14 protein-coding genes and 1 pseudogene are annotated in these 13,481 nt (G+C 64.6%); 8 read left to right on the top strand and 7 right to left on the bottom strand.

Annotated elements, in window-relative coordinates; translation table 11 throughout:
- Positions 1-194: 194 nt before the first annotated feature.
- From RMN95_RS10805 to RMN95_RS10830, 6 genes are all read right to left on the bottom strand, one after another.
- Positions 195-1,265 (bottom strand): BMP family ABC transporter substrate-binding protein, encoded by a 1,071-nt coding sequence (locus RMN95_RS10805; protein WP_309616924.1) that lies wholly within the window; start codon positions 1,263-1,265, stop codon positions 195-197.
- An 848-nt stretch (positions 1,266-2,113) separates the two neighbouring features.
- Positions 2,114-2,440 carry a type II toxin-antitoxin system PemK/MazF family toxin gene (locus RMN95_RS10810; protein ID WP_309616925.1) on the bottom strand — a complete coding sequence of 109 codons (327 nt, stop codon included), beginning with the start codon at positions 2,438-2,440 and terminating at the stop codon, positions 2,114-2,116.
- Entirely contained in the window at positions 2,437-2,640 is a 204-nt protein-coding gene (locus RMN95_RS10815) for an antitoxin MazE family protein (RefSeq protein ID WP_309616926.1), read from the bottom strand. Before RMN95_RS10815 ends, RMN95_RS10810 begins: the two co-directional genes overlap by 4 nt.
- 138 nt (positions 2,641-2,778) lie before the next feature.
- Entirely contained in the window at positions 2,779-3,198 is a 420-nt protein-coding gene (locus tag RMN95_RS10820) for a type II toxin-antitoxin system VapC family toxin (RefSeq protein WP_309616927.1), read from the bottom strand.
- A gap of 6 nt (positions 3,199-3,204) precedes the next feature.
- Complete coding sequence (locus tag RMN95_RS10825; protein ID WP_309616928.1) at positions 3,205-3,468, bottom strand: type II toxin-antitoxin system prevent-host-death family antitoxin; 264 nt, start codon at positions 3,466-3,468, stop codon at positions 3,205-3,207.
- 120 nt (positions 3,469-3,588) lie between these two features.
- Positions 3,589-4,707: a mannose-1-phosphate guanylyltransferase gene (locus RMN95_RS10830; RefSeq protein ID WP_309616929.1), complete on the bottom strand. Its 1,119-nt coding sequence runs from the start codon at positions 4,705-4,707 to the stop codon at positions 3,589-3,591.
- 87 nt (positions 4,708-4,794) lie between these two features.
- Here RMN95_RS10830 and RMN95_RS10835 point away from each other — a divergent pair, with 87 nt between their 5' ends.
- The 5 genes from RMN95_RS10835 to RMN95_RS10855 all read left to right on the top strand — a co-directional run bounded on the left by RMN95_RS10835 (position 4,795) and on the right by RMN95_RS10855 (position 9,568).
- Positions 4,795-5,946 carry a glycosyltransferase family 1 protein gene (locus RMN95_RS10835; RefSeq protein WP_309616930.1) on the top strand — a complete coding sequence of 384 codons (1,152 nt, stop codon included), beginning with the start codon at positions 4,795-4,797 and terminating at the stop codon, positions 5,944-5,946.
- A 208-nt stretch (positions 5,947-6,154) separates the two neighbouring features.
- Positions 6,155-6,538 carry a succinate dehydrogenase, cytochrome b556 subunit gene (gene sdhC, locus RMN95_RS10840; protein ID WP_309616937.1) on the top strand — a complete coding sequence of 128 codons (384 nt, stop codon included), beginning with the start codon at positions 6,155-6,157 and terminating at the stop codon, positions 6,536-6,538.
- Positions 6,535-6,984, top strand: a complete 450-nt coding sequence (locus RMN95_RS10845; RefSeq protein ID WP_309616931.1) for a succinate dehydrogenase hydrophobic membrane anchor subunit — start codon at positions 6,535-6,537, stop codon at positions 6,982-6,984. The genes sdhC and RMN95_RS10845 overlap by 4 nt, the downstream gene beginning before the upstream one ends.
- Positions 6,985-8,799, top strand: coding sequence for a succinate dehydrogenase flavoprotein subunit (gene sdhA / locus RMN95_RS10850; protein WP_309616932.1), 1,815 nt, complete (start codon positions 6,985-6,987; stop codon positions 8,797-8,799). It abuts the gene before it with no gap.
- A 7-nt stretch (positions 8,800-8,806) separates the two neighbouring features.
- The gene (locus RMN95_RS10855; protein WP_309616933.1) at positions 8,807-9,568 is read left to right on the top strand and encodes a succinate dehydrogenase iron-sulfur subunit; all 762 of its coding nucleotides are present in this window, start codon (positions 8,807-8,809) and stop codon (positions 9,566-9,568) included.
- A 222-nt stretch (positions 9,569-9,790) separates the two neighbouring features.
- On the opposite strand, the gene RMN95_RS10860 is transcribed toward RMN95_RS10855, so the two are convergent.
- Positions 9,791-11,344, bottom strand: a complete 1,554-nt coding sequence (locus RMN95_RS10860; protein WP_309616934.1) for a sigma-70 family RNA polymerase sigma factor — start codon at positions 11,342-11,344, stop codon at positions 9,791-9,793.
- Positions 11,345-11,517: 173 nt separating this feature from the next.
- Here RMN95_RS10860 and RMN95_RS10865 point away from each other — a divergent pair.
- The 3 genes and pseudogenes from RMN95_RS10865 to RMN95_RS10875 form a co-directional block, all read left to right on the top strand.
- Positions 11,518-11,837: pseudogene (locus RMN95_RS10865) on the top strand (flavodoxin family protein); the annotation flags it as partial.
- A 23-nt stretch (positions 11,838-11,860) separates the two neighbouring features.
- The gene (fabG, locus tag RMN95_RS10870; protein WP_309616935.1) at positions 11,861-12,607 is read left to right on the top strand and encodes a 3-oxoacyl-ACP reductase FabG; all 747 of its coding nucleotides are present in this window, start codon (positions 11,861-11,863) and stop codon (positions 12,605-12,607) included.
- 269 nt (positions 12,608-12,876) lie between these two features.
- Positions 12,877-13,296, top strand: a complete 420-nt coding sequence (locus tag RMN95_RS10875) for a hypothetical protein (RefSeq protein ID WP_309616936.1) — start codon at positions 12,877-12,879, stop codon at positions 13,294-13,296.
- Positions 13,297-13,481: the final 185 nt, after the last annotated feature.

Raw genomic sequence — 13,481 nt, forward strand, 5'->3', positions numbered from 1 at the left:
GCCGCGTGAGGTGATTCTCAAGGTGTCCTCCAGGATGCTGCCCAACCATCAGGGCTGGGTCGTAGTGACTTTAGATTACTGAGTCAGGTCAACTCCGAGAAGTAGAACCGATAGCTGACACGCAATGGTTACCAAACCGCGACGGGGGGACTCCAGCCCGACCTCTGGTGTGGGCCCCATGACGAGGCGAATTCCTAGCGAGGGGCGCTGGGGCTGGTCACCTCGACCGCACCCGAGATGATGTCGGCTCGAAGCTGGTCGATCTCGGCGCCCAGCTCGGCGCTGACCCTGCTGGCGAGGTCGTGGTACGGAGCGATGTCCACCCCGCCATTGTCGAGGGTGCCAATGTACGGCGTGTTGTCGAAGGCGCCGTCCTTGCTGGACTTCACGATCGACACCACCGCGTCACCGGTGTTCTTCAGCACGGAGGTCAGCAACACCGGGCGGAATTCGGGCGAGAGCACGTCGTATCCATCAGAATCAACCCAAATGATGGATGCCTTGCCGCCAGAATCGAGGGCAGCCCGGGCAGCACCTTCGCCCACCTGGCCAGCGACCGGCAGAATGACATCGGCGCCCTGGTCGATGAAACCCTGTGTCACGGTGAGGCCCTTATTGATGTCCTCGAAGTCGCCGGTGAAGACGCCGTCCTGGGTGGCCTTATTCCATCCGAGGGCGAGCACCGCGGTTCCGTGCACCTCGTTGTACTTCGCGACACCGTCGACAAAGCCATCCATGAACAGGGTGACGGGAGGCTGGTTGCCGCCCCCGAAGGTGGCCACCTTTCCGGTCTGCGACACTCCGGCGGCGAGGTAGCCCGACAGGAAGGCGGCCTGCGCGGTGTCGAAGACGAGCGGCTTGATGTTCGGGGCATCCGCCACATCATCGACGATGGCGAAGTCGACGTCGGGGTTCGCTGCGGCCTGTTCGGTGGTGGCCGGGGTGAGCTCATAGCCGACGGTGAGGATGAAACCGCACCCTGTGTCGACGGCCTGCTGAACGTTGGGTGCGAGGTCGGTCTCGGAGGTGGAGACGAGCACATCCACGTCGATGCCGAAGTCTTTGCCTGCCTGCTGCATGCCCTTCCAGCTGGCGTCGTTGAACGACCGGTCATCGAGGCCACCGGAGTTGGTGACCATGCGGGCGCAGAACTGCTCGGCTCCGCCGGTGGCGCCGGGCTTCTCGGGCGCTGGGGCACACGCCGCCAGCAACAGCAGGGCGGCTCCTGCCACGACGCTTGCGCGCAGTGCGGTTGACTTCGACATGGGGCGCTCCTTGGCTTTTCTACCGCCACCGCGACGGCCTTGCCCTCGACGCTAGCCATGTCGACTGGGCGGTAGCCTGCTGGTGGCAGGCAGAAATCCGTTCGTTATTCTTTCGTTACGGCATCTCGTGTGCACCGGCACAGTATCGCGCGGCATATGCCAGGTACCCGCGAAGCGATCGGGAAGCTTCGTGGCTGGCGCGGTGCCGGTTTGGCGCGACACTGAGTCATCCCGCCGTCCTCCTCACGTGCTTGCGGCCAGCGTTCGAAATGACGGAGCCCAGCGCGCTCCGGCCCGCGGTTCTACGGACCGCGCCACTGCGGAACGGAGTTTCTCCGTCGTTTCGGACGGGCGCGGACGGGTTCAGACGGGTGGCAGGCACGGCAGGCACGGCGGACGGCAACGTATGGCACTGTGCCATACGTTGCCACCGGGGACCTGCCCAGGCCCGGCGGTCCTGACCGCACGCGGATCCCCTGGGCATCGGCCGTCGGGGGCACAAGCAGGGCAACCGGAGCCCCGACGGACTCGAGTCGACGTTCATGACCAACGTCGTCGTCAACCTCGTGTTCCTCCGCGCTCTCGCGACACGCTCGTCAGGGTGTCCGCTTGTGACAGGCCGTCGACGACCGCGGACGGACGGACGGCGTATTCCACCAGCACGCTGGCGACGATCTATCTCGTGCATGAGATTCGACCGTCGACTGCCCGAGGCGGTCAACATCATCTCTGTCAACCCGGGCTTCGTACCAGGCACCGGGCTTGCTCGCGACCAGTCCGGCTGACACTGGCCAGCACCTCGCCGACGTCGGCCAGCGTGCGCGCTCGGCGAGATGCGTAAGCTCTCGTTAGTCGGCGATTCCGAGGAAGACCATGATAAGTCGCTCAACGTCGACGAGTTGTGAAGCGGATAGTCGGCCTATTCGATGGGCAACATTCGAACGACGCACGGTCGTCAGTTTGTCAACCATGATCCAACTCTGTGAATCGAGCCCGCTAAGACCGTCGGCAGGGACAGGAACTCGCAACAGGGGCGCTGACGCGTCAGTGGACGTGAGGGGACAGACGGTGACCGAATCGGTGCCATCGAATCGATCGTCCTGCAGAAGTAGAGCTGGTCGGAGTTTTGATGCGTACACGCCCCCCGCTACGGACCAGATCTCACCGCGGTTCACTCGTCCCAGCCGACCGTTACAGCGTCGATGAAGTCTTGATCGTCGGATCGACGATCAAGAGCGCCAACAGCAACAGACTGGCCGTGGGCCTCCGAGACAAACCCTTCGGAGCGCACGTCAGGCACCCAGACCTGCACAAGGCGGAAGCCCTGCTCACGCATGCGCTCTCGATGTGCACCGACGCGATCCCTTACAGCCATAACATCACGTTACATGTAACAAATTGGACCGTCAATCAGTACGAGTCGCGGAGGTTTGTAGGGCGGTCGGCCACTCATCTCTCGGCTCCCTTTGGCTCGTGATTCCCTATGGAGGTCGGAGTGTCCCCATCGCCTCGATCATGGAACAAGCCGAATGCCCATCCCTTGTGCTCCCGTTCGCAGCCGCTGGTCCCACGCGGCGAACAGAGTATCTGCTGCGCCGATGGCGAGCAGGCTGGCCAGATGCACGGCGTCGGCACCCCGCAGGGCATGGGTGCTGGCCAGTTCGCCGGCATGTGCGGTGACGGCGTCGGTAAGCTCGACCGTCCGGACGGTCATCCACAACTCTTCCCATCCGGCTTCCGCACGAGCCTGTTCCGGAGGTGTCAAACGATGATCGCGCCCCGCAGCAGCGAGGGCGGCGCGCACCTCCGGGTAGGCAAGCCTGCTCGCTACGGCAGCATCGCTGCCATCCCACAGGTCGGCGGCGAGGTTGCTGCCGTCTTCCTCCACGACCAGCTTGACGAAGGCGCTGCTGTCGAAGTACACGATTGCCATGTGGGGTTATCGGCGCTGCTCGGTGATGAGATCGGCGACCGGTCCGCTGGCATGAGCCCTCACGATGTCGCGCGAGGCTGGCCGCTGGCCGCCGCGCGGCTTATTCAGCACGCCCTGCCGGGAGAGCCGTTCAAGGAGCGGCGCGGTGTCAACATGCACGAGCCGCGCTACCGGAATGCCTCGATCGGTCACCACCACCTCTTCACCACTCTGAACCAGTTCGATCCACGTTGATAGTTCTGCTCGCAAGGTGCTGATCGCCACATCCATCCCATAATTGTACAGCTGACGGGACTTTACTTGTACATCATCCCGCCCCAGAACGAGATTTCTCCGTCATTTCCGACGGGTCAGGGGCGGGGCGGGCAGCACGCGAATCCGCTGCGCGCGTCAGAGCACGTCGTTGCGCCCGGACAGCTTCAGCGCATCGACCACGGACTTCACCCGCTGGGCGTTGGCCGTCGTGGTCACGAGCAGGGCATCCGGAGTGTCGACCACCACGATGTCGGTCACTCCGATCAGCGAGATCAGGCGACCGCTGCCGCTGATAACGACGCCGGTGGATGCATCGGCCAGCACCCGCGCGTTTTCGCCCAGGATCGCGAGGTCTGACTTGCGTCCGCCGGAGTGCAGCTTGGCAATCGACGCGAAGTCGCCCACGTCATCCCAGTCAAAGTCACCGGGAATCACCACAAGCTTTCCCGCGGCGGCCGCCGGCTCGGCGACCGTGTAGTCGATCGCGAGTTTCGTCAACCGGGGCCACACCTTATCGACCACGGCGCCGCGACGGGGAGTGTCCCACGCCTCGGCGAGCTCGGTGAGCCCCGCCAGAAGCCCAGGCTGGGACGTGCCCAACTGGGCGAGAAGCACATCGGCGCGGGCGATGAACATCCCGCCGTTCCACAGATGATCGCCATCGGCGAGGTAGCGCTCGGCCGTGGCCAGATCAGGCTTTTCAACGAAAGATTCGACGATCACGGCAGACGGCGCACCGTCGATCGCCAGGGCTGCCCCGCACTGGATGTAGCCGAAACCAATCGCAGGATCGGTGGGCGTGATGCCGATCGTGGCGATGTATCCGGCCCTGGCCGCGGCGATACCCTCGGCAACGGCCCTCCGGAACCCCCGCATGTCTTTGATGACGTGGTCGGCCGCGAATGAGCCCACAATCACGTCAGGTTCGCGCCTGACCAGGATTGCCGCCGCGAGGCCGATCGCGGCCGACGAGTCTTTCGGCTCACTCTCAAGCACCACGTTGGGGTCAGTCAGGTCGGGAAGCTGCTCCTCCACCGCGGCGCGGTGCGCGCGGCCGGTGACAACCATGATCCTGTCAGCGCCCGACAGCGGAACAAGCCGATCCCAGGTGTCGCGCAACAGGGTCTTGCCCGACCCGGTGAGGTCATGCAAAAACTTCGGAGCGTCAGCACGCGACAGAGGCCACAGCCTGGAGCCAATGCCACCCGCCGGGATCACGCTGTAGAAGTCGTTGAAAGCGGAGGGGTTGTTCATGCCCCCCACCATAGGCTTAATGCTGCATTCACCGGCCAGACACCCGCCCCGCCTACCGTGAAGATACGGCGATCGAGCGGATTCGACATGCGAGTAGCAGTTGTCAGCGAAAGTTTCCTCCCCACCATCAACGGCGTCACCACCAGCGTGAAACAGGTGCTCGACCATCTGCAGCGTGGTGGTCACGAGGCAATCGTGATCGTTCCCTCGGCGGGGGCACCGGCACGGTACGCCGGATTCCCCGTGTTCGAGGTTCCCGCGTTCGCCTACCGGCAGTTTCCGGTGGGACTGCCGAACGCACAGGTGCAGCGGCTGATCGGCGACTTCCGGCCGGACGTCATCCACGCGGCATCCCCGTTCCTGCTGGGAGCGCAAGCGATCGCGGCGGGTGGGCGGCTCGGCATCCCCTCGGTGGCCGTCTTCCAGACGGATGTCGCGGGCTATGCGCGGCGCAATCACCTGGGTGCCGCGACGAAATTTGCGTGGCGAGTGGTGCGGTGGATCCACGAGGGCGCCGACATCACCCTGGTTCCGTCGAGCGCGTCGATGGCCGACCTCGAGACTGCCGGCGTGGGTCGCCTCGCCCGCTGGGGTCGCGGGGTGGATCTGGTCGGCTACCACCCTAGAAACAGGAATACCGTCGCCGCCCAGCGCCTCCGCGAACGTCTCGCGCCCCGCGGTGAGACCGTCATCGGCTACGTCGGTCGCATCGCGCCCGAAAAGCAGGTCGAGCGCATGGCCGCACTGCGAGGCATGGAGGCAATGAGCCTCGCGATCGTGGGTGACGGCCCGTCTACGCCCCAGGTGAAGAAGCGACTAGCCGGGATGCCCGTCACCTGGCTCGGCAAACTCACCGGGTCCGATCTCGCGGCGGCCTATGGCAGCTTCGACATCTTTCTGCACACCGGCACCGAGGAGACCTTCGGCCAGACCATCCAGGAGGCCCATGCGAGCGGCCTCCCGGTCGTCGCCCCACGAGCGGGCGGGCCCATCGATCTGGTCGAGCATGCGGTCAACGGCTACCTGTACGAGCCGGGCAACAACGCCCAATTGCGCGCCGGTGTGCAGCTGTTGGCGACCGACGTTGCGATGCGATCAAGGATGGGTGAGGCCGGGCGCCGCGGCGTGCTCTCCCGCGACTGGGAGTCGACCTGCGACGAACTGGTGGGCCACTACGCGCGCGCGATCTCCCGTCGGGTTCGCACTCCGGCGCACCATGCGAGCCCGAGCACACGATGAAGGAATGGCGATTCTTTCGAGAAGAGCGACGAGAGCGGTGTATTTCGGGCCTACTGCGCAGCGAGCATCCATTCGTCGGAATAGACTGAAAGAGTCCGTCAACCGGACGTCCGTTGGCCGCAACTGGGGTGGCCTGAAATCCACTAGGAGCGTTCGCGTGTCCGATAAGTCGGCCGGTACCCTGGCGACTGCCTCACCCGTCATTAAAATGCCCTCGCGACCGGCGGGAACGCTGTACCGGGGCCGCGAGGGGATGTGGTCGTGGGTGATGCACCGCATCACCGGGGTTGCAATTTACTTTTTCCTGCTCGTGCACATCCTCGATACCGCGCTGGTGCGAGTCAGCCCAGAAGCGTACAACGCGGTCATTGACCAGTACAAGACGCCGATCATGGGGCTCGGCGAAATCGCCCTGGTCGCCGCGATCGGGCTGCACGCTCTCAACGGGCTGCGGATTATCCTGATCGATTTCTGGAGTGTCGGAACGAAGCACCAGAAGTTGATGTTCTACATCGTCATCGGCCTGTGGGTCGTGCTGATGATCGGCTTCGTACCCCGCCAGCTCATGCACATTTTCGGAGGCGGCGCATGACCACCATCGACGCACCTCGCACCCCCGCCACCACCCGGAGCCCTCGTCGCGGCGTGAACTGGGAGAAGTGGGGCTGGATCTACATGCGCGCGAGTGGTGTCGTTCTCGTCGTGCTGATTTTCGGCCACCTCTTCGTCAACCTCGTCGCCGGCGACGGCGTCAAGGCCATCGACTTCGCCTTCGTCGCGGGCAAATGGGCCGACCCATTCTGGAAGGTGTGGGACACCGCACTGCTGTGGCTCGCGCTCATCCATGGCGGCAACGGCATGCGCACCCTCATCAACGACTACGCGAACAACACACTCGTACGCACCGTGCTTCTGAGCGCGGTCGCCGCATCCACCTCCATATTGATTATTTTGGGAACCCTCGTGATCTACACTCTTGACCCATGCCCGGCAGGCACCGCCGCCGAACTGCTCCCGAGCTTTTGCCCGGTGCGCTAGATGACGAGCACTGACAACGGAATGATCGACGACGGAGCCATCGTCGATGGCGTTCACTACCACCAATTCGATATCGTGATCGTGGGCGCGGGCGGGGCCGGCATGCGTGCCGCGATCGAAACCGGGCCGCATGCGCGCACCGCCGTGATCTCGAAGCTCTACCCTACCCGCTCCCACACCGGCGCGGCACAGGGCGGAATGGCCGCAGCGCTCGCCAACGTCGAAGACGACAACTGGGAGTGGCACACCTACGACACCGTCAAGGGTGGCGATTACCTGGTCGACCAGGATGCCGCCGAGATCCTCGCGAAAGAAGCCATCGACGCGGTCATCGACCTCGAGAACATGGGACTGCCCTTCAATCGCACCCCCGACGGCAAGATCGACCAGCGACGGTTTGGCGGTCACACTCGCGAGCACGGCAAGGCACCGGTACGTCGCGCCTGCTATGCGGCCGACCGCACGGGCCACATGATCCTCCAGACGCTGTACCAGAACTGCGTCAGGCTCGGCATCAACTTCTTCAACGAGTTCTATGTGCTCGACATGGTGATGACCGAGGTGGATGGCGTCGAGCAACCGTCCGGTGTCGTCGCGTACGAGCTCGCCACCGGCGACCTGCATGTCTTCCAGTCGAAGGCCACCATCTTCGCCACCGGTGGCTTCGGCAAGATCTACAAGACGACCTCGAACGCTCACACCCTCACCGTTGACGGCGTCGGGATCATCTGGCGCAAGGGTCTGCCGCTCGAAGACATGGAATTCTTCCAGTTCCACCCGACCGGTCTTGCCGGGCTGGGCATCCTTCTCTCCGAAGCCGCCCGCGGTGAAGGCGCCATACTTCGCAACGCCGAGGGTGAACGCTTCATGGAGCGGTACACCCCCACCCTTAAAGACCTGGCGCCCCGCGACATCATCGCCCGGTCGATGGCCCTCGAGATCAGGGAAGGTCGCGGAGCCGGCCCCAATAAGGATTACCTGTACCTCGACATCACCCATCTCGAGCCGGCCGTGATCGACGAGAAGCTTCCGGATATCACCGAGTTCGCCCGCACCTACCTCGGTGTCGAGCCGTACACGGAACCCGTGCCCGTGCTGCCCACCGCTCACTACGCGATGGGCGGCATCCCGACCACCATCAACGCCGAGGTGTTGCGCAACAACACCGACATCGTGCCGGGGCTGTACGCCGCAGGCGAATGCGCCTGCGTATCAGTTCACGGGTCGAACCGTCTCGGAACCAATTCGCTGCTCGACATCAACGTGTTCGGCAAGAGGTCAGGCAAGAACGCGGTGGAGTACGTGAAGACCGCCGAATTCGTACCCCTTCCGGAGAACCCCGCGGGCGGCGTGAAGGCCATCCTCGACATGGTTCGTGCGGGAGATGGCACGGAGCGTATCGCGGTCATCCGCAAGGAGCTCCAGGATTCGATGGACCGCAACGCGCAGATCTTCCGCACGGAGGAGAGCCTGAAAGAGGTCACCGAGCTGATCGAGTCGCTGCGCGCGAGATACAAGAACATCCAGGTGCAGGACAAGGGCAAGCGGTTCAACACCGACCTGCTCGAAGCCGTGGAGCTCGGGTTTCTGCTCGACCTCGCCGAGGTGCTCGTCTACTCGGCTCGCTCCCGCCACGAATCGCGCGGCGGGCACATGCGCGAAGACTTCCCGAAGCGCGACGACGAGAAGTTCCTCGTGCACACGATGGCCTACCGGGTGGGCGACCCTGAGTCCGCCGACGCGGGCGAGCACATCCGACTGGACTGGAAGCCCGTCGTGATCACCAACTATCCACCGATGGAACGAAAGTACTGAGATCCCGATGAGTAACGCTGTCATGGAGAGCAAGCCAGCCACCCCGGACGAGATTCCGAAGTTCACGGCGACGCTGGTCGTGCGACGCTTCGATCCCGAAGTGGATGACGAGCCACGCTGGCAGAACTTCGAAGTCGAAATGTACGGAACTGATCGCGTGCTGGACGCCCTGCACAAGATCAAGTGGGAACAGGACGGCTCGCTGACATTCCGCCGCTCGTGTGCCCATGGAGTCTGCGGCTCGGATGCCATGCGCATCAACGGCCGCAACCGACTGGCGTGTAAGACGCTGATCAAAGACCTCGACATCTCGAAGCCGATCACCATCGAGGCCATCAAGGGCCTGCCGCTGGAAAAGGACCTGGTCGTCGACATGGAGCCGTTCTTCGACTCCTTCAAGAGCGTGAACCCCTTCCTGATGGCGGGCAGCGTGCCCAAAGACGGCAAAGAGCGCAAGCAGAGCCCCGTGGAACGTGCACGATTCGATGACACCACCAAGTGCATCCTGTGCGCGGCCTGCACCTCGAGCTGCCCCGTGTTCTGGACCGATGGCCAGTACTTCGGCCCGGCCGCGATCGTCAACGCGCACCGCTTCATCTTCGACTCTCGCGACGAGAACGCCCAGGTGCGCCTTGACATCCTCAACGATAAAGAGGGCGTGTGGCGCTGCCGCACCACTTTCAACTGCACGGACGCCTGCCCCCGCGGCATCCAGGTGACCCAGGCCATCGCCGAGGTCAAACAAGCCATCCTCCGAGGGAAGGCCTAGGGCCTTCCCTGGAGGATGGTCCTGCTGGTGCCTCGCCACGGCACAGCCCGCTTCGACGTGTTCGTAACTCCTGCAATTTCTGTCGGCTGGCGTGCAAAAAGCCAGCAACACAGCCCGCATTGCCCGGAAGTCCGGGCCACCAAGCCGTCCGGTCCGACGATGTGCAGGAGTTATGAACATCGCGGGTGAGGGGGCGGCCTAGGGCCTTTCCTGGCGTGGGGGTCACCCGCGCAGGTTGATGGCGACTCCCGAGCCGCCGCCCGAGAGCCGCAGCGGCCTGATTAGTGCGTCAACGAGACCGTCGACGGTGCCGAGCACCGTCGCGAGAACTCCGCCGCCGGGAAGCAGGCCCTTAAGGTAGGCGCGGTCGACCTGCTGGACGAGGTCGAGGGAGGCAAGCCCCGCCGGGACACCCGCCACAGTAATCGCCCAGTTGCCGTCGCGGTCTACCGTCGTAGTCGCATAAACCTGCCCTGCGGCCTGCAGAGAAACGGTGGCCCCGGCCGTTGCAGTGCCCGAGAGATCGAGCGAGATAGTGGCGGCGACCACCGTACCCACGGCCTCGACGACACCACTCGCGGCACCGCCAAGAACGCCACCGAGATCGCCGCTCAGGCTATCGCCGGCCGCGCCAACGAGGCTGTCCGCTACGCCCGGGGTGGCGCCGGGGACAACAACCCCGGCGACGCCGAGGTTGGTCGGATCATCCGGGCCGACAGGGTGATCGGCGGTCGGCGCAGCCGTCTGGGAGCCCGGGGTGCTCGGGGCCTCGCCCTGCGAGACCGAGGTGACCGTGTCATCCGGAGTCGTCCCCGTCGTGACCACGGCGCCGGAGACCGCCACCGCGAGCGCGACGACGCCCACGATCGCGAGGGGTGCGCCGGCAATCCCGAAGAACCCGAGAGCGCTGGCCGTAGCGGCCCCCGAACCGATGCCGAGGGGAACGGTGGGGATCGCTACACTGGCGGCGGCCGCAGAACCTGCACTCGCGTAGGACGCGAGCATCGTACCGCCGGCGACCCCGCCGAGCAGGATGGGAAGCATCACGAGCGCCAGTCGGGAGCCGACCTCGTCAACCTCGTCGTTGATGATCGCGCACTTTGCGCAGGTGGTCAGGTGGAAACCCAGGCGTTCGGTGTCGCGGGTCGTCAACCCATGCCGGGCGTGCTCCCCGATGTGGGAGATGGTCCACCGGCACTCGCCCGCCGACGACGCGTCAGTGATGTGCGCCTGAAGCCACGCTCGGCGCAGGCCCTCGCGTGCCCGGTACGACAGAGCCGCGACGCCGTTTGCCGTCATGGCGAGAATCGGCGCGACCTCGTGTGGGTCCATTCCTTCGACCTCGGTGTACCAGAGCACAGTCTGCCAGCGTTCCGGAAGACTGCGAAAAGCACGGGCCGTGAGTGTGCGATCGAGCGCCAGCGCGACCGGGTCGTCGATGGTGGTCGGATCTTCGAAGTCGGCGATCTCGTCGACCTGGACATCGTGTGAGGCCGCGCCCCAGGTCGACGCGAGGTTCCGGATGGTCGTGTAGAGGTAGGGGCGGAACGCACCGGTCGGCCCGCCACCCGCCAGAACACGTCGATAGATGCGCGTGTATGCCTCGGCAACGAGGTCATCCGCATCTATTGACGACGTGAACTGGCGGGCAACTCGTGCACCCGAGCGGACATGACGACGCCACAGTTCGGCAAACGCGCGTTGATCTCCCGAGCGCGTCTGCTCGACCAGTGTTTCATCCGAGACGGTGAGCCTCGAGTCGTCGATTCTTCTCATCCCCCTGATCCATTCCCCAGATCCAATCCCCATTGTCTCGTGCGGGAAGTGGATGCACTAGCTTTCCTCGAATTAAGAGACTGCGATGACCGCCGACTATGACGCGTTTTCCCGAAGATTCTCGCGCTTTCCCGAAGATTCTTCTGACGGGGCTCCGGTGAAAGCAAGGGAGTGTCGACGGCAATGAGGATGGCGTGAAGCACGTAGCCTCGAACGTGTTGTACAGCATGCAACACATCGGGTACACGATCCCGCCCGGAGCCGACGCAGGGTGGATCGGGGAGGCCGGGCCGGGACGGAGTTACCTGGATGAGGGTTCGGGAGGCCCCGAAAACGACTTCACCAACCGCAACACCACGTTCATGGCATGAAACCTGATGCACCTCGCGACGCTGCTCAAAGATGCCGGTGGTATCCCGGCGAAAGGGAACCTGCAAAAAGATTGGGACAATGGTGACGGTCAGGTTTCGAGGGCAACCCCGAACACCGCTAGGCCGCCCGATTCGAAGGAGAGTCATGACTGTTGCACTGGTGACCGGAGCCGCCCGCGGAATCGGAGCGGCAATCGCGGTCAGGCTCGCGGCTGACGGCTACTCCGTGGGCGTACTCGATCTCCGCGAGGAAGACACCGCCGCCACCGTTGCCCAGATTCGCTCCGGCGGCGGCACCGCGATCGGCGTGGGGGCGGATGTCGCGGACTCGACCGCCGCTGCCGACGCCGTGGCCCTGGTCGCCGCCGAGCTCGGCGCGCCCACCGTGCTCGTCAACAACGCCGGCATCCTGCGCGACAACCTGCTGTTCAGAATGACGGATGACGACTGGGACGCCGTCATCTCGGTTCACCTGCGCGGTGCCTTCGTGATGTCGAGGGCGGTGCAGAAGCACCAGGTCGAGGCGAAATGGGGCCGCATCGTGAACCTGTCGAGCACCTCGGCGCTGGGCAACCGTGGGCAGGCAAACTATGCCGCGGCGAAGGCCGGCCTCCAGGGTTTCACCAAGACCCTCGCGATCGAGCTCGGGCCGTACAACGTCACCGTCAATGCCATCGCGCCCGGCATCATCGCCACGGACATGCTCCGGATGGCGGCAGATCGCCTGGGCATCACCTTCGAGGCCTACCTGGATGCCGCATCCAAAGACATTCCGGTGCGACGAGTCGGCCAGCCAGACGACATCGCCGCCGCCGCCTCGTTCTTCTGCTCTCGCGAGGCCAGCTTCGTTTCGGGCCAGGTGCTGTACGTGGCGGGCGGGCCGAAGGCGTAGGGCGCGGGCGCCAGCGGAGATGTGGACCTCAGCCAGAGCCCGCCGCCACCGGTCTCACGCAGTGGGGCGAAGGTCACCGATCCAGTCCCGCACAACCGCGTCGAGTTCGTCGGCAACCCTGCGAACCGACGTACTGGCGACGGATAATCTCGGCGCTGACAGCGTGGGTGCCGGCACAGGCCGCGGTGTCCAGGGCGGGTTGACACTGAGCGCGCTCACAGCGGCGCCGACCATGCTCGAGGATCCGCCAGGGGCTGAGGAGGCTGCTCGTGTCCCAGGGGAATGTGTGCGACGGCAAGAAGGTGCGTCAGGGCATCCTGCAGAGTGTCGAAGGTGGACCACCGAAAGTTGCTGCCGATCTGCATGAGTTCGAAGCGCTGCGCGCGCTCTTCGATGCACCCCAGCAACCCCTGGAACTCACCCGACCTATCCTGCGATCGAATGAGCCAACCGTGAGTGCTCACTTCGCTCAACTCGAGACCGTGATCATGGCAGAAACTTCTGGCGGCTTCAGTTGGGCCGCCAGTCTTCAGCCCACGAGCGACAGCCGCCTGGACATGAGATGGGCTGGTAATCATCATGTCCTCTCCGAGCGCGATTGGATCGACGCCACCAGGGACCGGGGCAACACTGTGACAATATTCTTGCCGTATCGCCCCCGCAAGGGCTGGGCAATCGACGGCGCTTAGCGTATAAGAGTTGCGGTGTGCCGGGACCAGACTTCGAGACCGCGCAAACTGCTGCTACCGCCCGCGGCGTAGCGACACTTTGAGCGGTCTCGGCGGCGGCGCGGCTGCGCGGCAGGGCGGCACCGCCGCGGCAGCGGCCGTTGCGCGGCATACGCGGCGGCCGAAGCGGCCCTGGCGCCCGCGGC

The organism is Salinibacterium sp. (genome assembly GCF_031364185.1).
GTDB lineage: Bacteria > Actinomycetota > Actinomycetes > Actinomycetales > Microbacteriaceae > Rhodoglobus.

Excerpts from the sequence above, each read along its gene's own strand:
- RMN95_RS10820 (WP_309616927.1), bottom strand. The coding sequence starts at position 3,198 with ATGGCAATCGTGTACTTCGACAGCAGCGCCTTCGTCAAGCTGGTCGTG.
- RMN95_RS10805 (WP_309616924.1), bottom strand. The coding sequence starts at position 1,265 with ATGTCGAAGTCAACCGCACTGCGCGCAAGCGTCGTGGCAGGAGCCGCC.
- RMN95_RS10860 (WP_309616934.1), bottom strand. The coding sequence starts at position 11,344 with ATGAGAAGAATCGACGACTCGAGGCTCACCGTCTCGGATGAAACACTG.
- RMN95_RS10855 (WP_309616933.1), top strand. The coding sequence starts at position 8,807 with ATGAGTAACGCTGTCATGGAGAGCAAGCCAGCCACCCCGGACGAGATT.
- RMN95_RS10825 (WP_309616928.1), bottom strand. The coding sequence starts at position 3,468 with ATGGATGTGGCGATCAGCACCTTGCGAGCAGAACTATCAACGTGGATC.
- fabG (WP_309616935.1), top strand. The coding sequence starts at position 11,861 with ATGACTGTTGCACTGGTGACCGGAGCCGCCCGCGGAATCGGAGCGGCA.
- RMN95_RS10815 (WP_309616926.1), bottom strand. The coding sequence starts at position 2,640 with ATGGCTGTAAGGGATCGCGTCGGTGCACATCGAGAGCGCATGCGTGAG.
- RMN95_RS10830 (WP_309616929.1), bottom strand. The coding sequence starts at position 4,707 with ATGAACAACCCCTCCGCTTTCAACGACTTCTACAGCGTGATCCCGGCG.
- sdhA (WP_309616932.1), top strand. The coding sequence starts at position 6,985 with ATGACGAGCACTGACAACGGAATGATCGACGACGGAGCCATCGTCGAT.
- sdhC (WP_309616937.1), top strand. The coding sequence starts at position 6,155 with ATGCCCTCGCGACCGGCGGGAACGCTGTACCGGGGCCGCGAGGGGATG.
- RMN95_RS10845 (WP_309616931.1), top strand. The coding sequence starts at position 6,535 with ATGACCACCATCGACGCACCTCGCACCCCCGCCACCACCCGGAGCCCT.
- RMN95_RS10835 (WP_309616930.1), top strand. The coding sequence starts at position 4,795 with ATGCGAGTAGCAGTTGTCAGCGAAAGTTTCCTCCCCACCATCAACGGC.